Raw genomic sequence first — 23,218 nt, forward strand, 5'->3', positions numbered from 1 at the left:
AGGCAAAAGAAAATGAATACAGCATTAAAAGACAAATTATACAATATTACTTTTACTTTACATGATTTAACACATAAGCCAATTCCAAATTTATATTATGAAATTAAAAATGGTAAAGAGTTAGTAAAAAAGGGTAATACGAATGGACAAGGGGAAATTTCTCTTAAATATGTTGGAGGGAATACGCTAACTGTTTTTGTTCGTAAAGATATTGATAAAACTATGAAGAAAATTGGTGAAATACATACACCAAGTAAAAATATAAAAGTAAAGCTTATTAGTCCAAAAATGAAGTTTGATGTGACTTTATTGCCACATCAAGAGCAAGGTAAATATTGGAGAGGGACATATAAAGTTAAGAGTGGTGATACACTTTCTAAAATTGCAGAAGAACATCATACAACGGTTTCTGCTCTATTGGCTTTAAACCCAAATATTAAGTCTCCAAATAAAATTTATCAAAAACAAGAAATAGACATTGTAGAGGGAAATGCTGATGCAATAATAAAATTAGACGAAAACTCAACTGTGAAAGTTCCACCAGTGAAGAAAACGGGTACAGTTGCTCTAGATCGTAAAAATAAGTCTTCAGGTTCGAAGTCCTCAGCTTCAACAGATACAAAAAGTAAAACTATCGAGCAGAAAACTGCAAATACTCAACCTCAACCTCAACCTCAACCTCAACCTCAACCTCAACCTCAACCAAAGGCAATAGAATCTAAAAAAGAACTGACACCCCCTGTGTCACCTCAGCAAAAACCTGTACCACCTCCACCTCAAAAGATAGAGGTGCAACAGGAGCATAATGAAGATAAAAAGCCTGTAGCTGTAGCAAGCTTAAGTGGGTGTGTATGTAAGGATTATGGAATAGCATGGGGAAAAAGTGGAAAGTTTGTAAATTGTGAATTTAGAAAAAAGGTTATTCAAATTTGTAAGGACATGTGGCCAAATGATATTAAAAATATGGCGAATAATTTGATGGCATGTATGCACTTGGAAACTGGAGGATCATTTAGTCCAGCTCAACCTAATGGTTTGGGCTATTATGGTTTAATTCAATTTGGTCCAGATGTTCGTACAGACCTAAAAATTTCAGTAAAAACGCTTACAAATATGTCTGCTGTTCAGCAATTAGACCTTGTAAAAAAACATTTTATGAAAGCAAATCGTCATAAGTTGATGAAATCATTAACAGATATGTATTTGTATATAAATTATCCAAGACCATTGCTGGCAGGTAAAAACAAGCCTGATGATATTGTATATGAGGGTGGAGGGAAAACAAGTCCTTATCATGCAAACCCTTCTTTCATGAAAGAGAAAGGAGAATATCAAAATGTTTTTGCATACAGAACTAAGAAAGATGGTAGTTTTAAAACAGATAAAAATGGGAATAAAATTCCAATAAGAGGGTTTGATGATGGTAAAACTTATGTATGGGAAGTAACTGAGGAAATTAATAAGCATCTTACACAAGGGTTAGATGCTAAAAATTTAGAAACAAACTTTGCATGTTCTATAAAGAAAACAGAAACAGCAAAAGGCTTATGCCCTGATTGTCATAAGAATCATGTTGATTTAAGTGGATCTGTTGATTGGATTTCTCAATTTACACAACCAAGACCGAATGTTGCTTGTGCAAGAACTTGCGTACTGATTTTAAAAAAGAGTGGTTTAAGTTCAACTGCTGGTTCCTCTACAAAGTTATTCCAGGTTGCATTAGAAAATTCGGTTCATAATGCTATTAATCCAACAAATGATTTTCAAAATGGATTGAATTATTTAGATAAAGAGCTTGATGCAGGTCATCCTGTTATGGTGGGCGTGGATCATAAGCTAAACTATGGTTACAATGAAAACACAACTGATCATTTTATAGTAGTTATTGGTAGAGGTTGTGAGAATGGAAAAAATTATTATCGTTTTTATGATGTAGGAACTAGACATAAAGATAAAGGGGCAAGTGAAACTAATAAACTTTACATAACTAATGGTTTTTTACGTGGTAAAACTGCTTACAATGGCAGTACTCATACAATGACACAAGTTAGAAGAAATTAATGACATGAAAGATAAGATTTTGGTTAGTTTATTAGGTTTAATATTATCTTTTTTTGTAACCTCAGCATTTGCATTAGTTCCTCCTGGTGATTATGTGATGGTTGAAAAGAAAAAAGATAAATTTGTTAGATTATGTCAAGCTGAAACAACGAACGAGATTGAAAATATAGTTTTGACAAAGAATCATTTATATTTAGGCTTGCCAGAGAAAACTGATTATTTAATTTTAAAAAAAACAAATAATTCTTTATTTGTCCGTAATGAATTTAATGTAAATTATGTTTATAAAATAAAAAAACTGAATAATGGTAATGTTTATCAATGGGATGCTTACGAAGGTCGTAGAAGGATGGATGATTTATCTTTTTATGCGGTGGATAAGAGTGATATAGGTAAATTTAAAACAGAAGGGAAATGTCAGTGAAAAAAAATTATTTAATTTTATTGTTACTTTTCCCAACTTTATCATTTGGTAATATTGTTGATACTTTTTTTGATCAATTTAAAGCTAAATCTAATTATTACATTTATAAAGATAAACAGTCTAAATGGAACTATGACTGTTTAGTTTATGCAAATATGACAAAGAAAGGATTAAATATTAATACTGTTAATTTTGATAAAAAAAAGAAATCTATCCAATTTACTTTTGATTCGCCAGATCATCCATTTTATAAAGTCAGCAAGATTAAAAAAATTGATAATAATCATTATAAAGTTGTCTTTTACGATGAAGATGGTGGTATTAATTTTAATTTTGACGTAGCTTTAAAAAATAATGGTATTTCTGAATGGGATTATCATGATGCAACTGAAGAATCTGATAACTTTATAGATCGTGGTTTTACATTGATAAGTTTTGATAGTACACCAAAATTTCAAATTATTAATAAATGTAAGCTATAAAGTAAAAGGCTTTAGAAAATACTAAAGCCCTTTTAAGATTACCCTTCCAAAACCTCTTCCAACAAATGCTCACTTGGCGCAAAGAAATAAGCCCCATCAACAGCTGTGACAAAATGAAGAAGACGGTCATGAATCCCATCACCGCTAGTACCAAACATACGCACTAACATTTGATCAATACGTGTTAAATCTTTGGTATACGCAAGAAAGAACAAACCTTGTTCACCTTGACCATCACCATAAGGAAGAGAATGACGTAAGATTTCGAGTTCTTCACCTTCATCATCCTCGATCACAGCACGGGCAACATGCGCATTCTCAGGTTTCACATCATCATCAAGCTCAATACTTTCTAACTTAGTACGACCAATCACATGCTCTTGTGCATCAACTTTTAAATGTTTCCATTTATCTAAATCATGTACATAACGTTGAGCAAAGACAAACGAACCTTTTGCAAAAATTCCAGCATCTTCACCTAATAAAGCCACTTCATCACGATCATCAGGGAATTGAGGGTTTTCAGTTCCATCAATAAAACCCGTTAAATCACGACCATCCAAATAACGGAAACACACACGCTCATCCAAAACTTCAACTTGATTTTGGATGCCATTAAAAAACGATTGGCTCATAGCAAAACACAGATCAGCACGTGCTGAGGCAATGTGAATAAATACATCCGCTGGAATGACTGGCATTTCAAAAGAACCTTGAATCGGTTCAAGTTGTTTAAAACCAGCAGGGGATTGATTATACAGCTTCGCCCAAAGTTTAGGACCAAAAGCGACAGAAGTCTTAATTTCAGCATCAGGATGTTGTGTGATTAAACGATCACGAGTGCTAAACAAAGCATTGAGTTGTTCTTTTAAGCCATCAATAGACAGATCTTTTAAATTAATAACAATAAAACGCGCATGGTTTGAAGGTAATGGCAGAATTACAGATTGGGCTGTCATATGGTGATGGCTCCTCAATTATTTTTTATCCAAAGCTTATTGTGCATGATCAAGTGAGAACAGCATAGTCAAGACTAATAATTTTTACCAATTAAATTAATCGAAAAATATCGATTTAAAAAAGCTATAATCAAATTTTAAAAATCTCCTCTTCTGTTGTTATGTCATATCAAGTTTGGTTTGCCTATATGTTGGCGTGTTGGGTGATTAGTATTTCACCTGGCGCAGGTGCAATCGCGTCAATGTCGAGTGGTTTAAACTATGGTTTCCGCCGTGGCTATTGGAATGCGATTGGACTTCAGTTGGCGCTACTTGTACAAATCATGGTTGTGGCGGCAGGTATTGGGGTTTTATTCGCCACAACACCCGTAGCTTTTTTAGTCGTGAAATGGTTTGGTGTCTTATATCTTTTATATTTGGCGTATTTACAATGGACAGCAAAAACACAATCCATTGATATTCAAGCTGAACAACCTACTAAATCTATCCCAAAACTGATTTTAAATGGTTTTATTGTCAATATCAGTAACCCCAAAGCAATTGTATTTTTACTGGCAGTTTTGCCGCAATTTTTAGATTTATCAAAACCGCAATGGATTCAATATGTGATTATGGCGACCACCATGGTGACGATTGATTTGATCGTGATGGCTGGTTATACGGGCTTGGCAGCGAAAGTATTAAGATTGCTCAAATCACCAAAGCAGCAGAAATATATGAACCGTACCTTTGCTGTGTTATTTAGCTGTGCAGCTGGTTTGTTGAGTTTGGTACATCAGTAGTTTGATTGAAAAATCTGAGGGCAATGTTTGAATTATCTTGAACTGTATCTTTATGTCATCACCGTCATTATCATGATTGCAACACCTGGACCTGTGATGATCTTGGTGGCGAGCGCGGGTTTAAAAGGCGGTTATCGCAAAGCTTTGCAAACCATTATTGGTACAAACTTAGCTTCATTGGTGTTGATCGCTGCGTCAATTTTGATTTTAAAAGGCATGTTTAGTGTTAATGAAACATTATTCCTGATCATTAAAATTCTTGGCTGTTTTTATATTGCCTATTTGGGTTATGACATACTCAAAGATGTTTCTTCTCAGAAGAATGATCAAGCTGAAACTGTATTATCACCAGTTGATGGCGGTGTGGTTAAAGGTTTCTTAGTTGGCATTTCAAATCCCAAAGATATTATTTTCTTCTCGTCTTTCTTCCCGCAATTTATCGGGATTCATGCAAATATCAATATTAGTTTGGCAATTTTGGTCATAGCATGGATTATTTTGGATTTTCTAACGTTGTCTTTGGTTTATTTGTCTTTTAACAAGTTAGCCAAAAGTAAACTTTATGCAAAAGTGTTGGGCTTGTGTGGCGTGATTCTTATTGTGATTGCAGTGTATGGTTTGTATGTTTCATTGAAAAGTTTGATCTAGTGGCTTCAGATCAAGCCACTTTTTTAATTTTTTGAGAAATAAAGACAACAGCAAATAAAATCGACATGGTTAAAACAATGCTTAAACCTGTTGAGATATTTAAAGCCGCACTCGACCATAAGCCGACAGTCACACCGACTTGGGCAATGATAAAGGCACCTACCACCATTTGTTTAGGTGAATGAGCGATTAAACGTGCTGCGAGGGCAGGAATCACCAATAAAGCACCCATTAACAATGAACCCACTGCACGTAAGGCTAATACAGTAAATAACGCCAAGAGCAACATGAAAATTAAGCGTTGCCATTTGGCATTGACACCTTCACTGACTGCGATATCAGGATCAATGGCAATTTGAACCTGTGCTTGCCAGTAGTGATAGAGCACAGCTAATGCACCAATGATTACCGCGGCAAAAATAGGTAAATCTGACCATTCAATAGTCAGTAGATCACCAAATAAATAACTCAATAATTCAGGGCGCAATGCGGGTAAATGTTGAATCAGCAATAACCCTGAGCAGAGCAGGGTCGCCGCACAAAGTGCCAGTAAGGCATCATTTGGCAAACGAGGATCATGCAATACCCAAAGCACAGCCACCAAAAGTACAGCAGTAAAGGTCACACCGACCCACAATGGTAGGCTCAAAACAGCAGCCAAAGCCACACCCAGCAAAGTTCCATGCGCCATGGTATCGGCAAAGAAAGACATTCTGCGCCAAAGCATTAAACAACCCAGTGGTGCAGTGAGAAACACCAGTAGTGTTCCCATGATCCATGCAGGTAAGAGTAATTCTAACCATTCCATCATGGTTTAAGCTTCCGGTTCTGGGTGAATGTGGGGATGCGAACCATGTTCACAGGTTTTTGCTGAGTCGCCATGCGCACAATGATCATGATGATGCTGATATGGAACACGACTGGTGCCGAATAATGCCAAATATTCAGGATGTTGCTGAATGCTATCGGGTAAACCGCTACAACAAATATGCTTATTCAAACACACAACGCGTTGTGTACCTTGCATGACCCATTGTAAATCATGTGACACAATTAAAATCGAGCAACCATAACGCTCAGGCAAGCTACGAACATATTCATATAGTTCTGCTTCAGATTGAATATCTAAGCCTTGCATTGGTTCATCTAAGACCAGAACATTGGGTTGGCGTAATAAAGCACGAGCTAACAATACCCGTTGTCGTTCACCACCTGAAAGTTGTTGGACTTTAGAGTGTTCTAATTTGGCAATGCCTGTATCACGAATGATTTCAGCTTTAATTGCTTTATCACATTTTTCTAAATCAAGCAGGTCTTTGACACGAAGCGGTAGGCTGTGCGATGGATTAAATTTTTGTGGCACATAGGCAAGCTTTAAATTTTTTGCAGCAATGATTTTGCCAGAATTGGGTTTTAAAATACCCAATAACACTTTAATCAGTGTTGATTTACCTGCACCATTTGGCCCAATCAACGTGACAATTTCTTTTTCTTGCAGTGAAAAATCAACATTTTTCAAAATGTCGCGTTCATCGATTCGAACATTGATCTGTTGCAGTTGAACGAGAGCGGCGTTCATGCTTTGTTCGAGCACTGCTGACATATTCCTGAAATCTCAATAATACTATGATGTGGCTTGAAGTGATCTGAAGCGGCTAAATCATCCAACTCTTGGATTAAGCCTTTGGCAGAAGCTTCTTTAACTGTATGACATTCAGTACAAATTAAAAAAGCCGCTTGATGTCCCTCACGTGGATGACAACACGGAATGTAGGCATTGATTGATGTTAAACGGTGAATAAACCCTTTTTCCAATAAAAAGTCTAAGGTGCGATAAACCGTTGGTGGGGCAGCAGGGCGCTCTGCAGAGCCTTTCATTTTTGCCAAAAGATCATAGGCACCCATCGGGCCTGTCGCATTTAAAATTAACTCAAGCACTTCTTTACGTAAAGGTGTAAGGCGTGCCCCTGAGGTTGCACAAAGGTTCTCTGCTTCTGATAGACGAGTTTCTACATTGAGATGATCGTGTACGCCATGCAAAGTATCATGGTGCTCGTGTGAACATAAGCTCATATCAGACCTCAAGACTTCTTGTTTGAATGAAAGGGGATTGCGAATCTTAACATGAAGCGCGATCAAGTTACGAATGGCATAGGCATTTTTTAGCATTTGTTATATTATAACATGAATCTTATTTGGTAATACATTTCAATGAAACGCATCATTGCCTTTTACTTCAGTGCATTATTGGCGAATTTTGCTTGGGCACAAGCACCTTTAGTTGTCTCTACACATCCGATTTACCTCATCGCAAAATCGATTACCCAAGGTGTGGAAGAACCAGTTTTACTTTTGGGAAATCAGTCGGGGCATGACGTACAGCTCACTCCTGATAATCGTAAAACCATCATGGATGCTTCTTTGGTGATTTGGCTAGGCAAAGAACACGAAGCACCGTTAGAAAGAGTCTTGGCGAATAATGCAAAAGCGATTTCTATTTTAAATTCAGGCATTATCCAAGCCTTACCTTTGCGTAGTACCCGTGGCGTTGCTTTAAAAGACACTATGGATACTCATGTTTGGCTAGATCCAAATAATGCAGTACGTATTGGTTTCTTTATTGCTGCTTTGCGTTCACAACAGCACCCAGAAAATAAAACAGCGTATTGGAATAATGCCAAAAAATTTGCCAATGAGATGTTACTTGTTTCGCAAAAATACATAGGCGTAGGTACAGTACGACCTTATTGGGCATATCATGATGCATATCAATATTTAGAGCGTTCTTTAAACTTGAAATTTGCGGGGGCAATGACCGATGATCCCCATGTTGCACCAACGGTGACACAAATTAAGTATATGAATGACACGCGCCCTTACAAAAAAATGTGCTTATTGGCAGAAGCCAGTACCAGTCCAAGTCAGTACCGTAAATTGGGTGAAATTACCTTTCAATCGGTAGATGAGTCATTGGCAAAACAACAAGATTTTGTGGTTGCTTGGCGGACTTTGGCACAAGAAACACAAGCTTGTGTACTTAATGCACGAAAATGATGCAAAAAATAATCAACAATCGTACATATGAAAAGCACCATGAATATCGAAAAAAACACGACTAAGGTCGGGAAAAGATTGCATGTTCAGGGGTGTAACTCTATAATGCCTGCGATTAAAAACGATCATCAGCTAAACTTGTCAAGCATATATGCTGTGAGTGGATAAAAAATGAGCCCAACTAGTCGCATGATTGACCGACGATTAGCAAAAGCTTTGGTCTATTTGCAAGCAATAATGATTCCTGTTTCAGCCTTGATAGCGTGGGTCTTGAAAGACTCGACTGCGGCTTTGAGTGCAGCATTAGGTGCGTTCATTTGTTGGCTTGCCAGTTGTTATTTTTCATGGCAGTCGTTTCGAGCAGCAGGCGCACGTGCTTCAAAACAGGTTCTTTCGAACATGTACCGAGGCATGATGGGCAAATTTGCAATTGTGATCGTTGGATTCATTTTAATTTTAAGCAATGTCCAGCCGTTATCCCCGGTGGCTTTGTTTTGTGGTTTTATACTTGTACAAGCCATGACGTGGATCGCTCCTTTTTGGGCAACCCGTTTACAAAAATGAGTATAAACACAGCAAAAATTGAAAAGTTTTTCAGGAATAGGCGAGATATCAAGCAGCACGCGATATTCGTTTTATTCTATTAGTTTTTTTACATTGACCAGGTGTGATTTATGGCTGCTGAAGAACATGCCCTTACTTCGACCGAGTATATCAAGCATCACTTGACCAATATGACCTATGGCAAAATGCCAGACGGTACATGGAAATTGGCAGAAAGTGGTGCTGAAGCTCAACAGATGGGGTTCACTGCTATTCACTTGGATTCAATGGGTTGGTCTATCGGACTTGGTTTGATTTTCTGTTTGTTGTTCTGGTGTGTAGCGAAAGCTGCAAACTCTGGTGTTCCAACCAAGTTCCAGTCTGCAATCGAAATGATTATTGAGTTTGTAGATTCAAGTGTTCGTGATACTTTCCACGGGAAGTCTCGTTTGATTGCACCGTTGGCACTAACCATTTTTGTGTGGATTTTCCTCATGAACTTAATGGATTTAGTACCAGTAGATTTCATTCCGCATTTAGCTACGCTTATTGGTAGTAACGTGTTTGGTATGGATCCACATAGCGTGTATTTCAAAATTGTACCTACTACAGATCCTAACATTACCCTTGGTATGTCTTTATCTGTATTTGCTCTTATCATTTTCTACAGTATTCGTGAAAAAGGTGTGAGCGGTTTCGTAGGTGAATTGGCGCTGAATCCGTTCAATCCTAAGAATCCAATCGCTAAAGCGCTTTTAATTCCATTTAACTTGCTTTTGGAATTGGTAACTTTCCTTGCGCGTCCAATCTCTTTGGCTCTTCGACTTTTCGGTAACATGTATGCAGGTGAGTTAATCTTCATCTTAATCGCGTTACTACCGTTCTGGATCCAGTGGGCATTGTCTGTGCCATGGGCGATTTTCCATATTTTGATTATCACCCTGCAAGCATTTATTTTTATGATGCTAACCATCGTTTATCTAAGCATGGCAAGCGAAAAGCATTAATGGTATTACCTAACTATCAACCGGTGGTTAGGTACAGTTTTTTTAACTTAATTTGGTATAAAACCTAACCTCTGAGGAATTATCATGGAACTCACTTTAGGTCTAGTTGCAATTGCATCTGCTATCTTGATCGCTTTTGGTGCTTTAGGTACTGCGATTGGTTTCGGTCTTTTAGGCGGTCGCTTCCTTGAAGCTGTTGCTCGTCAACCAGAATTGGCTCCACAACTTCAAACTCGTATGTTCTTAATCGCGGGTCTTCTTGATGCTGTGCCTATGATCGGCGTTGGTATTGGTTTGTTCTTCATCTTCGCAAATCCATTTGTAGGTTAATCAGCTTAATTCCTAAATTAAACCATTGAGGAATTTGCAATGAATATCAACCTCACATTGATTGGCCAAGCGATTGCATTTGCGATTTTCGTCGCATTCTGCATGAAGTTTGTATGGCCACCACTAATCAATGCGATTAGTGAGCGTCAGCGTAAAATCGCTGATGGCTTAAATGCTGCTGAAAAAGCAAAAGCTGATCTTGCTGATGCGCAAGCACAAGTGAAGACAGAAATTGATGCAGCAAAAGCACAAGCGGCTCAATTGATCGAACAAGCGAACCGCCGTGCGGCACAATTGGTCGAAGAAGCGCGTACTCAAGCATCTGCTGAAGGTGAGCGTATTCGTCAACAAGCGAAAGATGCTGTTGACCAAGACATCAATTCTGCTCGCGAAGAATTACGTCAACAAGTTGCTGCTCTTGCAGTTGCTGGTGCAGAAAAAATTCTGAACCAACAAGTTGACGCAGAAGCTCATAATGCCATGCTGAATCAGCTGGCTGCTAAACTTTAAGAGAGGCGAATATGGCTGAACTCTTGACGTTGGCACGCCCATACGCTAAAGCAGCATTTGCTTATGCATCTGAGCAAAATGCAACTGACTCTTGGTCACAAGCATTACAAGTGCTCAGTGCTGCGGTGCAAGATGAAGCATTCTCCGCTTATTTAAATCGCCCTGAGTTGACACCTGTTGAGCAGGTAGCACTTTTTGCGAAAGTTTTAGGTGAACAGCAAACTGAAGCGGTGTCAAACTTTTTGACACTTCTTGCTGACAATGGTCGTTTGACTTTGTTACCTGAAATTGAAGCAGAATTTGAACAACTCAAATCGCAAAATAATAACACTGTTGACGTTGTGATTGAATCAGCTTTTCCGCTTGATTCAGTACAAGAACAGAAGTTGGCTCATGCGTTGGAAAAACGTTTGAACAGCGCTGTGAAAGTTACAGTAGAAGTAAATCCAGCATTGATTGCTGGTGTTGTTATTCGTGCAGGCGACCAAGTGATAGATGATTCTGCGCTTAGCAAGCTTGAAAAAATGCGTACTCGTCTTTTAGCGTAATTGTTAACAATCACTGCAAAGACGAAGACTGAACTAATAAAAGATTGAGGTATAGCGCAATGCAACAACTGAATCCATCCGAGATCAGTGCGCTCATTAAACAGCGTATCGGCGATCTGGACACCAGCGCGACCGCTAAGAACGAAGGAACCATTGTTATGGTTTCCGACGGTATTGTGCGTATTCACGGCTTAGCTGATGCTATGTACGGTGAAATGATCGAATTCGACGGCGGCTTATACGGTATGGCACTGAACCTAGAACAGGATTCAGTGGGCGTCGTTGTTTTAGGTAACTACTTAAGCCTTCAAGAAGGCCAAAAAGCGCGTTGCACAGGTCGTGTATTAGAAGTTCCGGTTGGTCCAGAACTTTTAGGCCGTGTAGTAGATGCTCTTGGTAACCCGATTGATGGTAAAGGTCCAATTGACGCAAAATTGACTGATAAAGTTGAAAAAGTTGCACCTGGTGTAATTTGGCGTCAATCAGTGGATGAACCTGTACAAACTGGTTATAAATCAGTAGATACAATGATTCCAGTAGGCCGTGGTCAGCGTGAGTTGATCATCGGTGACCGTCAAACTGGTAAAACAGCGATGGCGATCGATGCGATCATTGCTCAGAAAAATTCTGGCATTAAATGTGTTTACGTTGCAGTTGGTCAAAAACAATCAACGATTGCAAACGTTGTACGTAAGCTAGAAGAAACTGGTGCTATGGCGTATACAACTGTTGTAGCAGCAGCGGCAGCGGATCCAGCAGCAATGCTTTTCCTTGCTCCGTATTCTGGCTGTACAATGGGTGAATACTTCCGTGACCGCGGTGAAGACGCTTTGATTATTTATGATGATTTGTCTAAGCAAGCTGTTGCTTACCGTCAAATTTCATTGCTTCTTCGTCGTCCACCAGGTCGTGAAGCGTATCCTGGTGACGTATTCTATCTTCACTCTCGTCTTCTTGAGCGTGCTTCGCGCGTTTCTGCTGACTACGTTGAGCAATTCACGAAAGGTGAAGTTAAAGGCCAAACTGGTTCTTTGACTGCATTACCGATCATTGAAACTCAAGCGGGTGACGTATCTGCATTCGTACCAACAAACGTAATTTCGATTACAGATGGTCAGATCTTCCTTGAAACATCATTATTCAACTCAGGTATTCGTCCTGCAGTGAACGCGGGTATCTCTGTATCTCGTGTTGGTGGTTCAGCGCAAACTAAGGTCATCAAAAAATTGTCTGGTGGTATCCGTACTGCTTTGGCTCAATATCGTGAATTGGCAGCGTTTGCTCAGTTCGCTTCTGACCTTGATGAAGCAACTCGTAAGCAACTTGAACATGGTCAACGTGTAACTGAATTAATGAAGCAAAAACAATATGCTCCATATTCAATTGCTGACCAAGCTGTTTCAATTTATGCATCTAACGAAGGTTATATGGCTGACGTAGAAGTGAAGAAAATCGTTGCATTTGATGCTGCGTTAGTTTCTTACTTCCGTGCAGAACATGCTGCGTTAATGCAAAAAATTGATGAGACTGGTGCTTGGGATAAAGATATCGAAGCAGCATTCAAAGCTGGTATTGAAAGCTTTAAAGCGACTCAAACTTACTAATATTCAACTTAGTTGGATTTAGTGTTGGTTTGGTTCACGGATCAACCTTCGAAAGCTCGAAAGGGCTTTCGAATACTAGGTTAAGCGTATGGCAAATTTAAAAGAAATTCGCGCCAAAGTAGCTAGTATCAAGAGCACGCAGAAGATTACTCGAGCGATGCAAATGGTAGCAGCTTCTAAGATGCGTCGTGCGCAAGAGCGCATGGCTCAGGGCCGTCCGTATGCCGAAAATATGCACCGTGTAATTGCTCATTTGGTACAAGCGAATCCTGAATACAAACATCGTTATATGGTTGAACGCCCTGTAAAACGCGTTGGCTATATCATTGTTTCTTCAGATCGTGGCCTTGCTGGTGGTTTGAACATTAACTTGTTCAAAAAAGTGGTTAAACACGTACAACAGCAACAAGAGCAGTCAATTGAAGTTCAATTTGCTTTGATTGGTCAAAAAGCGGTTTCGTTTTTTAAAAACTACGGCGGTAAAGTGCTGGGTGCAACAACTAACTTAGGTGATGCTCCAGGTCTTGAACAGTTAACTGGTTCTGTACAGGTGATGTTAGACGCATTTGATAAAGGCGAATTAGATCGTATTTATCTTGTGTCAAACGGCTTTGTCAATGCCATGACTCAAAACCAAAAAATCGAACAACTTGTTCCTTTAGCTGCTGCTGAAGAGAGCGAGGGTCTAAACCGTCAATACGGTTGGGACTACCTATATGAACCAGAAGCTGAAGAGCTTTTAAATGGTTTATTGGTTCGTTACATTGAGTCTATGGTGTATCAAGGCGTGATTGAAAACATCGCGTGTGAGCAGTCTGCTCGTATGGTTGCAATGAAAGCTGCAACTGACAACGCAGGTGACCTCATCAAGAGCCTACAACTCATTTATAACAAGCTGCGTCAAGCCGCGATTACTCAGGAAATTTCTGAGATCGTTGGTGGTGCCGCTGCCGTTTAACATTATTTTGAATTGAGGAGACAGCAATGAGTAGCGGTCGTATCATTCAGATCATCGGCGCGGTTATCGACGTCGAGTTTGAACGCAACAGCGTTCCTAAGATCTATGACGCTCTCCAAGTTGACGGTACTGAAACTACTTTAGAAGTTCAGCAACAACTTGGTGATGGTGTAGTTCGTACCATCGCAATGGGATCTACTGAAGGTCTTAAACGTGGTCTAAACGTATCTAACACTGGTGCGCCTATTTCTGTACCTGTAGGTACTGCATGTTTAGGTCGTATCATGGACGTTCTTGGTCGCCCAATCGACGAAGCTGGTCCTGTAGCGACTGAAGAGCGTTTACCGATTCACCGTCAAGCACCTTCTTATGCTGAACAAGCTGCTTCTACTGACCTTTTAGAAACTGGTATTAAAGTCATCGACTTGCTTTGCCCGTTCGCTAAAGGTGGTAAAGTTGGTTTATTCGGTGGTGCCGGTGTTGGTAAAACTGTAAACATGATGGAATTGATCAACAACATCGCGAAAGCTCACTCAGGTTTATCTGTGTTTGCTGGTGTTGGTGAGCGTACTCGTGAAGGTAATGACTTCTATCACGAGATGAAAGATTCTAACGTTCTTGATAAAGTAGCAATGGTCTACGGTCAGATGAATGAGCCACCAGGTAACCGTTTACGCGTAGCGTTAACTGGTTTGACTATGGCTGAATATTTCCGTGACGAGAAAGACGAAAACGGTAAAGGCCGTGACGTTTTATTGTTCGTAGATAACATCTATCGTTATACACTTGCGGGTACTGAAGTATCAGCATTGTTAGGTCGTATGCCATCTGCAGTAGGTTACCAACCTACACTTGCAGAAGAGATGGGTGTTCTTCAAGAACGTATTACATCGACTAAGTCTGGTTCTATTACGTCAATCCAAGCGGTATATGTACCTGCCGATGACTTAACAGATCCATCGCCTGCAACTACGTTCGCTCACTTGGACGCGACTGTTGTATTGAGCCGTGACATCGCATCTTCTGGTATTTACCCAGCGATCGATCCACTTGACTCTACTTCACGTCAGTTAGATCCACTTGTAGTCGGTGCTGAGCATTACGAAATCGCTCGTTCAGTTCAAAACGTTCTTCAACGTTATAAAGAATTGAAAGACATTATCGCAATTCTTGGTATGGACGAATTGGCTGAAGAAGACAAACTTACTGTATACCGTGCACGTAAGATCCAACGTTTCTTCTCTCAACCGTTCCACGTAGCTGAAGTGTTTACTGGTGCGCCTGGTAAACTTGTACCGCTTAAAGAAACAATTCGTGGCTTTAAAGGTCTTCTAGCTGGTGAATACGACCACATTCCAGAACAAGCGTTCTATATGGTTGGTGGTATTGACGAAGTGATCGCTAAAGCCGAGAAGCTTTAATTAGCAACTCTAATTTAGGAGATTCACATGTCGACTATGCAATGTGACGTTGTAAGTGTTAAAGAGTCTTTGTACTCAGGCACTGTAACAATGCTTATCGCAAAAGGTGCTGGCGGTGAATTGGGTATTATGCCTGGTCACGCTCCGTTAGTAACTTTACTTAAGCCGGGCGCGATTCGCGTTCTGCTTGAGAACGGTACAGAAGAGTTAATCTATGTATCTGGTGGTGTACTTGAAGTTCAACCGCATGTTGTAACTGTTCTTGCAGATACAGCTGTACGCGCGGAAAGCCTTGATGAAGCTGCAATTATTGAAGCACGTAAAAATGCTGAACAATTGTTAGCAAATCAAAAGAGCGACTTGGACTCTGCTGCTGCTTTGGCTGCTCTTGCAGAAACTGCTGCTCAGTTGGAAACCATCCGCAAAATCAAAAACCGCGCTCAATAAGACGCAGTTTGAGATTGAAGAACCGTCCGAAAGGGCGGTTTTTTTATGTTCTAAATATTGGTCAATTAGACGGAAATTTGTTTAAGTTGCAAAATGAACCATGGATTTGATTTTAAAGAAGAGATAGATTGGGCTTATTTACGAATAGTAGGGAGGATGAATCCGCCCTATTATAAAATCACGCGGGATGTATTCAAATTCAACATGATTCAGCTTTGGCTGACTATAAGTTAAACCTGAAAACGGCATTTAAATACAATACCGTTTAAGATGGTAGAATTATTTAAAAATACAAGTAGCTAATATCGCTACTTTTCCAAAGCTTTTACCATATTCTGAGCAATTGCACGGATGACACTCACCGCGACAGAATTCCCGAATTGTTTATACAATTGGGCATCCGAAACACCGGCTTCTCTGGCTTTAATCACCAATTCATCTGGGAAACCTTGTAGCCGTGCTGCTTCAATCGGGGTTAATTTTCTTGGGTTCTTATTTTCACCTTGCGAAATCAGAATTTCAGAACCGTCTTTATTGTAACGCGCAGAAATAGTATTGGTGTAAGCTGAGTTTTCATCGACCATTGAATAGCCAAAACCATTACCTTTTCTGGCATGCTCTAGTTTACGACGCTGATGTCCTTCCCATAAACGATCGGAAATTGTATATTTTTCAGCAACATTCTTTTCTAAAATATCACCGACTTTGGTTGTGATATTTAAAGGTTCAGGAAAGTGAAATTTGTTATAAGCATCCTCTTCAAGAAAGCCAACAATATAAATTCGTTCTCTATTTTGCGGTAGGCCAAAATCTTTGGCAGCCAAGATTTGATGATGAATTTGATAGCCTAAGTCATTTAAATGCTTGCAAATGACTTTGAAAGTATTGCCTTTATCGTGACCTTTTAGACCTTTGACATTTTCCAGTAGAAAAGCGCGTGGTTTTTTTGTTCTAATAATTTCTTCGATATAAAAGAACATGGTTCCTCGGGTATCATCGAAGCCTTTACGTTGACCTGCTTGGCTAAAGGGTTGGCAGGGAAAACCTGCCAATAACACATCAAAGTTTGGAATTTCACTCGGTACAATTTGCGTGATATCACCCGCGGGTAAGTCATCGTAATATGCTTGATAGGTTTGTTTGGCAAATTTATCAATTTCTGAACTAAATACGCATTCTCCACCGAGTTCTTGAAACGGTAAGCGAATACCGCCAATGCCTGAAAATAGATCAATGAATTTAAAGTGATTTTCCAATGGGGAAAGCAGGTCTGTCGTATTCGAATTTTTTAAATTTTTAAATAATAATTCAGCGACATAGTCTTGAATGCAAATATTCCGTTTCGCACATTCAATACGAAGATCATGATGAAGTTGTTCGTTTAATTTAATGTGGATTTGCTTCATTTTAAGCACGGTGGAAGTTTATAGCTTGGGTATAGAATCTTACCAGGGCATCGAAATTTTGTAAATATTGCATCATTCATAATGTATTGGTTTTCATGATTGCTCAATCAATGTGCTGAACAATTTAGACGTAATTAAAAATGAAATGATGCCTTTTATCGCAATTTTTTGTATAAATGGAGGTTAAGTAATTCCCTCTATGTTTAATGGCTGATTCGACGATGTTAAAACTGATTGATCAACAACCCCACTTTTGGGAACTTTACCAAAACCAAGACCAATATTATTTGAGCATCGCTGTGGATATGAGTTCTGTAGTATCGTGTTGGGATATTCAACTCACAGACTCAGAAGCGGAAGAGTTTAAACAACAGGGTAGAGTGGCGATTGAAGATTTGACCAATGCAATTGTCGCAGAAACCTATCGTGGTGATTTTTCCAATTTAGAAGCGCGTGCTGTTCCTGAACAGATTCAACAAGAGATTCAAACTGCATTTAAAGCTTGGCGAATGGCAACACGTTAATTTTTATTCAGATATAACATGAATTGCAAAGCCATCATTTTCAACCAAATTGACTTTAAATAACTCGTCAAAGCCTTCCGATTGTTGTGGAATTTCTAAGCGTTGCAAAGTTGCTCTCACGCCTTTTTCAGGGATATTGGCTTTGCCTTCACGTTGTGCATTACGTTGTAAAGTGCTGTGCAGATCTGTTTCAAAATAATATGAAATGATTTCAAATTCGGCATCTTTGGCACGCTGTATATAACGCTCACGATCAATACGGGTCATGTTGGTATTATCAATGACCATCTTGGTTTTAGAGGTGAGAGCAGCCTCAAATAAGATATTTTCACGATGTCGTGTTTTCAGCATATCTAGGTTTAAACGCAGATGTGTGTGATAGAAATATTGCTGATAAAAAGTTGATTTACCAGAAGCTTGAACACCTGTAAAAATAATCAGTTGCATGTAATGACTACAAAAATACGTTCATTTCGACATTAAAGCATGCAAATGTATTTGCTACAATTTCTCAAATATAACAATCAATTTAAACGTAAAAGAGAATGAAAAACTATTTTAAGTTCAAAATCTTATTATCAGTCGTTATGTTAAGTAGCTTTACTGCTTGCCAGCAACAGTTTGTGACGACTCCGAATTTACCCACGGAGGCAAGTTTGGTCGCTGATTCAGTTGGCAATGCTTTAGAAACAGAGCTTAATATTGATTATGTAACGGCATTTAAAAATTTAAAGTCGGCTTATAGTCGTTGTGTGGCATTTACTGGCGAAAAAGATTTTGTATTTACAGACAATAAATTAGAAGAAGATTTAGAAATGGGGACATTATTCGCTCGTACTGAGGGTGGTGCATATTTGTCCAAGGCTTTAATCGAATCGATTGGGCAAAATAAAACCCGTATGACGCTATTTTTGCCGTCAAGCTATAAGTTTGCCCAAAGCCGCTTAAAGTTAGATGCTCAGCGCGCTTTGGGTAAAGATCCAATGTGTAATGTCGCCAAACCTATCTAATTTAAATGATGAATGTGTGGATTTAAATTTTAGCTTTTATCTTCTGATTGATTTGAAGATTGTTCTGAACCCGCTGAAAGCAACACCATTCCAGCAAGTTTCATCATATCTGTTTGAATCAAATCCATTTGCTTTTCGATTTTATTAAAATCAACTTTGGAAATATCCAAGTCACCATTTAACAGTGATGAATTTAAAACTTGTTTATTGGCACTCAATACCTGTTGGCGAATATTGTCAATTTCTTGTGTTTTTAAATCTAATGAAATCAAGGCAGTATTAAAACCTTGTAATTGACGAGTGAGGTCTTTCACAGTTTGTTGTAGCTGTAGGTGATCCTTAGATTCAATCGCTTGTTGTAGCTCTGTCTGAGCTTGCTGCAACTTTTCAACATAATTGCCTGTTTTCAATTGCACATCGGCAACATCACGTGCGATATAAAACATATTGCCTTGCTTTAAATCAGCCGTGTTTTTATGAGCGGCTTGATCATGATCGGCGGATGCTAAATCTTGATGATCATCATGGATTTGTTCATTTTGAGAGTGATTATTTTGTGCTGATTCAATTTGGGAGTCGTCATGTTGACGTGATTGTTCGATGGGTTGATTACACCCTAAAAGGAGTACGCCCGAAGTAAAAATAATAAAAGGTAATACAGCACCTTGTAAGAGCTTTTTCATCATTATCCAAAATTAAAATTGATTGGCTATTTGAATACTATAAGTTGGAAAAGTGTAGGGAATGAGGATTGTTGCAAAGGGCATACAGTTTGTAACGATATCAATCTATTATGCGTAAATATCAAAAATAAGAGCATGATCAATCACACTCTTATTGATAAGAATTTCCATTTAAATGTGAAATTATTTCGCCAATTCAGCTTCAATTGCTTGAACAATACGTGGGTCATCGGCTGTAATATCTGGCGCAAAACGTGCCACGATTTCCCCATTTTTATTGACTAAGAATTTTTCAAAGTTCCATAACACTTCAGGTTTTGGATTTGGCGTTAAGCCATAATCAACCAAGTCTTTCCACCAAGGACCCTCGCCAATACGTTCAGGAATCGCATGAATCAATGTGTCGTATAACGGATGTTTATCATCACCGGCAACTGAAATTTTAGCGAATAGCGGGAAGTCTACATTGTAGGTCAATGAACAAAATTGCTGAATTTCATCATTAGTACCTGGTTCTTGAGCAAGGAAGTTGTTAGCAGGGAAGCCTAAAATTTCTAAACCTTGCGCTTTCTTTTCTGTATAGAGTTTTTCTAGACCTTCATATTGAGGTGTTAAACCACATTTAGATGCAACATTGACAATGAGTAATACTTTTCCTTGATACTGGTTTAAGGTTGTTGCTTCACCTTTGATGGTATTCACGGAAATATCATAAACAGAATTGCTCATCTTTTTATCCTTTGAAAGTGAGAGAAATTTATGTGTAGGTTGTTTAATGTTTTAGCGATATTCTAAGATTTCAGCAAGTTACATTTGTATCTATGTGGTAATAAAAAAAGCAGATCATGTGATCTGCTTTTGAATATGAACAGTTGAAACGGAATTATTTACAACCAATTACGGTGCTGCATTGATTTTAGCTTGTAATGCTTGCATGTCTGTCATCAAGCTTTGCTGTAGTTCAGTACCTTTCTTTTGAAGATCCATAATTTTTTGCGGATCAGGAGAACCCGCTAAACCAGCTTCAGACATTTCTACACCAAGCTTGTTCGATTCTTTCATTTTGTCACGAATGGCTGCAACTTCAGAACTTTTAAGTGCTAAGCCATCTAGGTCTTTGTTAAAACCATCTACATAGGTTTTCATTTTATCAACAACGCCTTTCAGCGCATCTTTATCACCTTTTTGTGCAGCTTGCATCACTTCAGTTTGAAACGTCAGTGCTTCTTTAGATTTTTCTACAGAAATTGCTTGGATTGCAGTGAAGTCACTTTTAATGTCTGCAATGTTGTTGCTACTGAGTGAAACTGCTGCAGCAGCAGGTTTTGCATCCGAGCCAGACGTTGTAGCATCAGCAGGTTTTTTGTCACATGCTGCTAAAGCAAATGTAGATGCAATGAATGTTGCAAGGAGTAATTTTTTCATTATTGAAACCCTTCATTATTTAAAATTGTTAAGAACTTGAAATTAATTTGTATGTAAAATAAACAAATTCAAGATGCAGATTTATTCGCATAAGAGCGAAAATGCCCACTTTTAAAGCATTTTTCTATAGCTTTTTTGTATATATACTTATTAATAGGGTGAAAAAGGCTGATAGAAGCCTTTATTTTAAAGCCTAGCTATTAAATTCTGATATTCAAAATATATGTTGTTGCTCTTATGATTTGTATCATGATTTTTAAAGATTTCGCATTTGTGCAGGTGTTTGACCTGTATAACGTTTAAAAAACTCGATGAAGCTGGAGCTATGTTGATAACCCAAATCTAAACCAATTTTTTTAATAGATTGACCTTGTTGAATGCATGAGATGGCATAAATAATTTTGGCACGATTACGCCATTCAGAAAGGCTGAGTTGAAGTTGTTCCTGACTGAGTCGAAGTGCATGCCGTTCGGTGATTTGAAAGGGATCTAACAGTTCTTGCATGCTTTTATGAAAGCGTGAAGTGTCTGCGAGACAATCTAAAATAGGATTTAGAATGGGGTGATTACTCTTGGGTAAATAGTGCTCGTAGCAGGAACTGTGTTGGATCTGATCGACAACCAATTGCAACAAATGTTCATAATATTGTGGAATTGGGATGCCTTGTTTTTGTTGATCTAAAATTTCTTCAATGGTTTGCTTAAGATAGGGACGGACATTTAAGGTTCTGGTTTTATCGGCGAGTTGACTGCACAATCGAGGATGAATCCGAATACAAATATAATGGGTTTGTTGATCATTGACTCCTGCACAGTAATGATGCGTTTGTGGAGGAATCCACAGACCATAACTCGGCGGTGACAAATAAATTTCATCTGCAATCGTCAGTTCTAAAGTGCCATTTAAACTTAAATTAAAATCACCCCATAAATTAGAATGGGGTGTGATGACATCATGTTTTTGGTAGAAGAATTCTTCTACTGAAATCAAATCTGCATACATGGGCGGGTCTATATCGATGTCAATTTTTTTTTGCATTTGGTTATTTAAAAAAATAACTAATTCTTACATGACACAGGATTTAGCTCTGCTTTTGGATTATTCAGCCCACGACTCAGGGTAAATATAGAAATAAAAGCTAAAATGATAAAACTCAGTACACTATACAACAAAATATTGGCATTAAAATGGTCTACTACATAACCACCAATCAATGCACCAGTTGCAATCATGACTTGGAAAAAACCAACAAATAACGGCATTCCTTTTTCAACAGCATGTGGTGCGTGTAGAAACATCCAGATATTCGCTGTTGTTGGGAATGCACCAAAGGCAAAACCCCATAACGCTGTCAGAATAAATGCACCTGAAATATGTATAGCAAATAATGGGAAACCAAAGAATACAATCGCAAAACAGATCGCCACAAAGGCAAAAGTATATCGGACGTTTAGGTTACCACTATAACCTGCGAAAGCATTACCAAAAATCCCTGCTATACCAAATAATAAGAGTAATGAACTGATGGTGGTGTTGTCAAAACCGGCAGAGTTTTTAAAGAATGGGGTTAAATAACTATAAGATGAAAAATGAGCCAAACCAATCAGTAAGATAATAATTAAGCCCTGTCTTGCTTTGTTAATGCGTAATAAAGCAGGCAAATCTCTAAAATGAATCGCTGATTCTGGTTTTAAGTTCGGAATAAACTTAACTCCCAATGCGACGACAAAAAAGCCAATGATAGAGGTGATTGCAAACGATGTACGCCATCCATAAGCATTGCTCAACCATGTTCCGATCGGTACACCTAAGACTGTGGCAAGGGTTACACCTGCCATGACCGTTGCTGTTGCTTTAGCAATCGGTAAATGCGCTGGTGCTAAACGACCACTCAAAGCAATTGCGGTTGCCCAAAATCCACCAATAGCAAAACCGAGAATAAAACGACTGAGCAATAAAATTTCAAAATTGGGTGCAATGGCGGTGACTGCATTGGCTACCACCATGGTCGCAGCGAGTGCCAATAACAAATAACGTCGGTCTAAATTTTTAACCAAAACAGGTAGGAGAGGCGCAGCTAAAGCTGCCATGATTCCAGGTAAGGTGATGACCAGACCTGCTGTGCCGACAGAAACATTTAAATCCGCAGAAATATTATTGATCACTCCGATGGGGAGAAATTCACTGGTGACAAGAGCAAAAGCAGTAATGGCAACTGTCAATAAAGCAACCCAGCTGCCTTGGCTACTGGGGGGCGTTTCTAAGTTTTGTGGTCGCGTATCTTGTGGTTGCATCATATTCATGAGGCGATTTCCTGTCTGGCGATAGTTTGCTTGGCTTGTTTTTAATTCATTAACGATCGTTATAAAAATAAAATATTTGATTGTTTTT

Annotated in this window: 28 protein-coding genes; 17 read left to right on the forward strand and 11 right to left on the reverse strand. The window is 38.7% G+C overall.

Annotation, left to right across the window (positions count from 1 at the left end; all coding sequences use genetic code 11):
- Window positions 1-12: 12 nt before the first annotated feature.
- The 3 genes from EXE10_RS09930 to EXE10_RS09940 are packed head-to-tail and all read left to right on the forward strand — an operon-like array spanning window position 13 to window position 2,967.
- Window positions 13-2,061, forward strand: a complete 2,049-nt coding sequence (locus tag EXE10_RS09930; protein WP_130113256.1) for a LysM peptidoglycan-binding domain-containing protein — start codon at window positions 13-15, stop codon at window positions 2,059-2,061.
- A 4-nt stretch (window positions 2,062-2,065) separates the two neighbouring features.
- The gene (locus tag EXE10_RS09935) at window positions 2,066-2,485 is read left to right on the forward strand and encodes a hypothetical protein (protein ID WP_228256812.1); all 420 of its coding nucleotides are present in this window, start codon (window positions 2,066-2,068) and stop codon (window positions 2,483-2,485) included.
- Entirely contained in the window at window positions 2,476-2,967 is a 492-nt protein-coding gene (locus tag EXE10_RS09940; protein ID WP_228256813.1) for a hypothetical protein, read from the forward strand. Before EXE10_RS09935 ends, EXE10_RS09940 begins: the two co-directional genes overlap by 10 nt.
- Window positions 2,968-3,005: 38 nt before the next feature.
- Here the strand turns inward: EXE10_RS09940 and EXE10_RS09945 are convergent, their stop codons facing one another.
- A complete protein-coding gene (locus EXE10_RS09945) occupies window positions 3,006-3,926 on the reverse strand; it encodes a Dyp-type peroxidase (RefSeq protein ID WP_130113258.1) in 921 nt (306 codons plus the stop codon).
- Window positions 3,927-4,087: 161 nt separating this feature from the next.
- Here EXE10_RS09945 and EXE10_RS09950 point away from each other — a divergent pair, with 161 nt between their 5' ends.
- Both EXE10_RS09950 and EXE10_RS09955 read left to right on the forward strand, forming a co-directional pair.
- Window positions 4,088-4,708 carry a LysE family transporter gene (locus EXE10_RS09950; RefSeq protein ID WP_087554117.1) on the forward strand — a complete coding sequence of 207 codons (621 nt, stop codon included), beginning with the start codon at window positions 4,088-4,090 and terminating at the stop codon, window positions 4,706-4,708.
- A 27-nt stretch (window positions 4,709-4,735) separates the two neighbouring features.
- A complete protein-coding gene (locus EXE10_RS09955) occupies window positions 4,736-5,356 on the forward strand; it encodes a LysE family translocator (protein ID WP_130113259.1) in 621 nt (206 codons plus the stop codon).
- Between the two features lie 10 nt (window positions 5,357-5,366).
- Here EXE10_RS09955 and znuB read toward each other — a convergent pair whose 3' ends face one another.
- Genes znuB through EXE10_RS09970 form a run of 3 tightly spaced genes read right to left on the reverse strand, consistent with a single transcriptional unit; the run spans window position 5,367 to window position 7,429 of the window.
- Window positions 5,367-6,167: a zinc ABC transporter permease subunit ZnuB gene (gene znuB / locus EXE10_RS09960; RefSeq protein ID WP_130113260.1), complete on the reverse strand. Its 801-nt coding sequence runs from the start codon at window positions 6,165-6,167 to the stop codon at window positions 5,367-5,369.
- Window positions 6,168-6,170: 3 nt separating this feature from the next.
- Window positions 6,171-6,959 carry a zinc ABC transporter ATP-binding protein ZnuC gene (gene znuC, locus EXE10_RS09965; RefSeq protein WP_130113261.1) on the reverse strand — a complete coding sequence of 263 codons (789 nt, stop codon included), beginning with the start codon at window positions 6,957-6,959 and terminating at the stop codon, window positions 6,171-6,173.
- Window positions 6,932-7,429, reverse strand: a complete 498-nt coding sequence (locus tag EXE10_RS09970) for a transcriptional repressor (RefSeq protein ID WP_068975680.1) — start codon at window positions 7,427-7,429, stop codon at window positions 6,932-6,934. Before EXE10_RS09970 ends, znuC begins: the two co-directional genes overlap by 28 nt.
- A 138-nt stretch (window positions 7,430-7,567) precedes the next feature.
- On the opposite strand from EXE10_RS09970, the gene EXE10_RS09975 reads away from it, so the two are divergent.
- The 10 genes from EXE10_RS09975 to EXE10_RS10020 all read left to right on the forward strand — a co-directional run bounded on the left by EXE10_RS09975 (window position 7,568) and on the right by EXE10_RS10020 (window position 15,778).
- A complete protein-coding gene (locus EXE10_RS09975; protein ID WP_130113262.1) occupies window positions 7,568-8,410 on the forward strand; it encodes a metal ABC transporter solute-binding protein, Zn/Mn family in 843 nt (280 codons plus the stop codon).
- Between the two features lie 171 nt (window positions 8,411-8,581).
- Complete coding sequence (locus tag EXE10_RS09980) at window positions 8,582-8,974, forward strand: ATP synthase subunit I (protein WP_068975642.1); 393 nt, start codon at window positions 8,582-8,584, stop codon at window positions 8,972-8,974.
- Window positions 8,975-9,084: 110 nt separating this feature from the next.
- Window positions 9,085-9,960 carry a F0F1 ATP synthase subunit A gene (gene atpB / locus EXE10_RS09985; protein ID WP_068975643.1) on the forward strand — a complete coding sequence of 292 codons (876 nt, stop codon included), beginning with the start codon at window positions 9,085-9,087 and terminating at the stop codon, window positions 9,958-9,960.
- 84 nt (window positions 9,961-10,044) lie between these two features.
- Window positions 10,045-10,290 (forward strand): F0F1 ATP synthase subunit C, encoded by a 246-nt coding sequence (atpE, locus tag EXE10_RS09990; RefSeq protein WP_000424060.1) that lies wholly within the window; start codon window positions 10,045-10,047, stop codon window positions 10,288-10,290.
- Between the two features lie 39 nt (window positions 10,291-10,329).
- Window positions 10,330-10,800: a F0F1 ATP synthase subunit B gene (locus EXE10_RS09995; protein WP_111861470.1), complete on the forward strand. Its 471-nt coding sequence runs from the start codon at window positions 10,330-10,332 to the stop codon at window positions 10,798-10,800.
- Between the two features lie 11 nt (window positions 10,801-10,811).
- Complete coding sequence (locus tag EXE10_RS10000) at window positions 10,812-11,348, forward strand: F0F1 ATP synthase subunit delta (RefSeq protein WP_068975645.1); 537 nt, start codon at window positions 10,812-10,814, stop codon at window positions 11,346-11,348.
- A 59-nt stretch (window positions 11,349-11,407) separates the two neighbouring features.
- Window positions 11,408-12,952, forward strand: a complete 1,545-nt coding sequence (atpA, locus tag EXE10_RS10005; RefSeq protein ID WP_068975646.1) for a F0F1 ATP synthase subunit alpha — start codon at window positions 11,408-11,410, stop codon at window positions 12,950-12,952.
- Window positions 12,953-13,040: 88 nt separating this feature from the next.
- Complete coding sequence (gene atpG / locus EXE10_RS10010) at window positions 13,041-13,910, forward strand: F0F1 ATP synthase subunit gamma (RefSeq protein WP_068975647.1); 870 nt, start codon at window positions 13,041-13,043, stop codon at window positions 13,908-13,910.
- A gap of 26 nt (window positions 13,911-13,936) precedes the next feature.
- Window positions 13,937-15,331 carry a F0F1 ATP synthase subunit beta gene (atpD, locus tag EXE10_RS10015; protein ID WP_004831984.1) on the forward strand — a complete coding sequence of 465 codons (1,395 nt, stop codon included), beginning with the start codon at window positions 13,937-13,939 and terminating at the stop codon, window positions 15,329-15,331.
- 27 nt (window positions 15,332-15,358) lie between these two features.
- Complete coding sequence (locus EXE10_RS10020) at window positions 15,359-15,778, forward strand: F0F1 ATP synthase subunit epsilon (RefSeq protein ID WP_068975648.1); 420 nt, start codon at window positions 15,359-15,361, stop codon at window positions 15,776-15,778.
- Window positions 15,779-16,086: 308 nt separating this feature from the next.
- On the opposite strand, the gene EXE10_RS10025 is transcribed toward EXE10_RS10020, so the two are convergent.
- Window positions 16,087-17,184: a DNA cytosine methyltransferase gene (locus EXE10_RS10025; RefSeq protein WP_130113263.1), complete on the reverse strand. Its 1,098-nt coding sequence runs from the start codon at window positions 17,182-17,184 to the stop codon at window positions 16,087-16,089.
- Window positions 17,185-17,405: 221 nt separating this feature from the next.
- Between EXE10_RS10025 and EXE10_RS10030 the strand changes: the two genes are divergently transcribed.
- Entirely contained in the window at window positions 17,406-17,708 is a 303-nt protein-coding gene (locus tag EXE10_RS10030; protein WP_068975681.1) for a hypothetical protein, read from the forward strand.
- Window positions 17,709-17,711: 3 nt separating this feature from the next.
- Here EXE10_RS10030 and EXE10_RS10035 read toward each other — a convergent pair whose 3' ends face one another.
- Entirely contained in the window at window positions 17,712-18,155 is a 444-nt protein-coding gene (locus EXE10_RS10035; RefSeq protein WP_130113264.1) for an ATP-binding protein, read from the reverse strand.
- Window positions 18,156-18,295: 140 nt separating this feature from the next.
- On the opposite strand from EXE10_RS10035, the gene EXE10_RS10040 reads away from it, so the two are divergent.
- The gene (locus EXE10_RS10040) at window positions 18,296-18,718 is read left to right on the forward strand and encodes a hypothetical protein (protein ID WP_228256814.1); all 423 of its coding nucleotides are present in this window, start codon (window positions 18,296-18,298) and stop codon (window positions 18,716-18,718) included.
- Between the two features lie 29 nt (window positions 18,719-18,747).
- Here the strand turns inward: EXE10_RS10040 and EXE10_RS10045 are convergent, their stop codons facing one another.
- The 5 genes from EXE10_RS10045 to EXE10_RS10065 form a co-directional block, all read right to left on the reverse strand.
- Window positions 18,748-19,401, reverse strand: a complete 654-nt coding sequence (locus EXE10_RS10045) for a hypothetical protein (protein WP_130113266.1) — start codon at window positions 19,399-19,401, stop codon at window positions 18,748-18,750.
- Window positions 19,402-19,584: 183 nt separating this feature from the next.
- Window positions 19,585-20,130 (reverse strand): glutathione peroxidase, encoded by a 546-nt coding sequence (locus tag EXE10_RS10050; protein WP_087554109.1) that lies wholly within the window; start codon window positions 20,128-20,130, stop codon window positions 19,585-19,587.
- Window positions 20,131-20,298: 168 nt separating this feature from the next.
- Window positions 20,299-20,826: a hypothetical protein gene (locus EXE10_RS10055; RefSeq protein WP_130113267.1), complete on the reverse strand. Its 528-nt coding sequence runs from the start codon at window positions 20,824-20,826 to the stop codon at window positions 20,299-20,301.
- A gap of 256 nt (window positions 20,827-21,082) precedes the next feature.
- Complete coding sequence (locus EXE10_RS10060) at window positions 21,083-21,829, reverse strand: AraC family transcriptional regulator (RefSeq protein ID WP_068975682.1); 747 nt, start codon at window positions 21,827-21,829, stop codon at window positions 21,083-21,085.
- A 56-nt stretch (window positions 21,830-21,885) separates the two neighbouring features.
- On the reverse strand, window positions 21,886-23,130 hold the full coding sequence (locus tag EXE10_RS10065) for an MFS transporter (protein WP_130113268.1): 1,245 nt from the start codon (window positions 23,128-23,130) through the stop codon (window positions 21,886-21,888).
- Window positions 23,131-23,218 lie beyond the last annotated feature (88 nt).

Origin of the sequence: Acinetobacter sp. WCHAc060033, assembly GCF_004209125.1 — a bacterium.
GTDB lineage: Bacteria > Pseudomonadota > Gammaproteobacteria > Pseudomonadales > Moraxellaceae > Acinetobacter > Acinetobacter wuhouensis.

Bases quoted from the DNA above. Each gene is read 5' to 3' on its own strand.
- EXE10_RS10065 (WP_130113268.1), bottom strand. From the start codon at position 23,130: ATGAATATGATGCAACCACAAGATACGCGACCACAAAACTTAGAAACG.
- EXE10_RS10000 (WP_068975645.1), top strand. From the start codon at position 10,812: ATGGCTGAACTCTTGACGTTGGCACGCCCATACGCTAAAGCAGCATTT.
- atpB (WP_068975643.1), top strand. From the start codon at position 9,085: ATGGCTGCTGAAGAACATGCCCTTACTTCGACCGAGTATATCAAGCAT.
- EXE10_RS09940 (WP_228256813.1), top strand. From the start codon at position 2,476: ATGTCAGTGAAAAAAAATTATTTAATTTTATTGTTACTTTTCCCAACT.
- EXE10_RS09975 (WP_130113262.1), top strand. From the start codon at position 7,568: ATGAAACGCATCATTGCCTTTTACTTCAGTGCATTATTGGCGAATTTT.
- atpE (WP_000424060.1), top strand. From the start codon at position 10,045: ATGGAACTCACTTTAGGTCTAGTTGCAATTGCATCTGCTATCTTGATC.
- EXE10_RS10035 (WP_130113264.1), bottom strand. From the start codon at position 18,155: ATGCAACTGATTATTTTTACAGGTGTTCAAGCTTCTGGTAAATCAACT.
- EXE10_RS09935 (WP_228256812.1), top strand. From the start codon at position 2,066: ATGAAAGATAAGATTTTGGTTAGTTTATTAGGTTTAATATTATCTTTT.
- EXE10_RS09950 (WP_087554117.1), top strand. From the start codon at position 4,088: ATGTCATATCAAGTTTGGTTTGCCTATATGTTGGCGTGTTGGGTGATT.
- znuB (WP_130113260.1), bottom strand. From the start codon at position 6,167: ATGATGGAATGGTTAGAATTACTCTTACCTGCATGGATCATGGGAACA.
- EXE10_RS10055 (WP_130113267.1), bottom strand. From the start codon at position 20,826: ATGAAAAAATTACTCCTTGCAACATTCATTGCATCTACATTTGCTTTA.
- znuC (WP_130113261.1), bottom strand. From the start codon at position 6,959: ATGTCAGCAGTGCTCGAACAAAGCATGAACGCCGCTCTCGTTCAACTG.
- EXE10_RS10045 (WP_130113266.1), bottom strand. From the start codon at position 19,401: ATGAAAAAGCTCTTACAAGGTGCTGTATTACCTTTTATTATTTTTACT.
- atpG (WP_068975647.1), top strand. From the start codon at position 13,041: ATGGCAAATTTAAAAGAAATTCGCGCCAAAGTAGCTAGTATCAAGAGC.
- EXE10_RS10050 (WP_087554109.1), bottom strand. From the start codon at position 20,130: ATGAGCAATTCTGTTTATGATATTTCCGTGAATACCATCAAAGGTGAA.
- EXE10_RS09995 (WP_111861470.1), top strand. From the start codon at position 10,330: ATGAATATCAACCTCACATTGATTGGCCAAGCGATTGCATTTGCGATT.
- EXE10_RS09945 (WP_130113258.1), bottom strand. From the start codon at position 3,926: ATGACAGCCCAATCTGTAATTCTGCCATTACCTTCAAACCATGCGCGT.
- EXE10_RS09930 (WP_130113256.1), top strand. From the start codon at position 13: ATGAATACAGCATTAAAAGACAAATTATACAATATTACTTTTACTTTA.
- atpA (WP_068975646.1), top strand. From the start codon at position 11,408: ATGCAACAACTGAATCCATCCGAGATCAGTGCGCTCATTAAACAGCGT.
- EXE10_RS09980 (WP_068975642.1), top strand. From the start codon at position 8,582: ATGAGCCCAACTAGTCGCATGATTGACCGACGATTAGCAAAAGCTTTG.
- EXE10_RS10030 (WP_068975681.1), top strand. From the start codon at position 17,406: ATGTTAAAACTGATTGATCAACAACCCCACTTTTGGGAACTTTACCAA.
- EXE10_RS10060 (WP_068975682.1), bottom strand. From the start codon at position 21,829: ATGTATGCAGATTTGATTTCAGTAGAAGAATTCTTCTACCAAAAACAT.
- EXE10_RS10020 (WP_068975648.1), top strand. From the start codon at position 15,359: ATGTCGACTATGCAATGTGACGTTGTAAGTGTTAAAGAGTCTTTGTAC.
- EXE10_RS10040 (WP_228256814.1), top strand. From the start codon at position 18,296: ATGTTAAGTAGCTTTACTGCTTGCCAGCAACAGTTTGTGACGACTCCG.
- EXE10_RS10025 (WP_130113263.1), bottom strand. From the start codon at position 17,184: ATGAAGCAAATCCACATTAAATTAAACGAACAACTTCATCATGATCTT.
- atpD (WP_004831984.1), top strand. From the start codon at position 13,937: ATGAGTAGCGGTCGTATCATTCAGATCATCGGCGCGGTTATCGACGTC.
- EXE10_RS09970 (WP_068975680.1), bottom strand. From the start codon at position 7,429: ATGAGCTTATGTTCACACGAGCACCATGATACTTTGCATGGCGTACAC.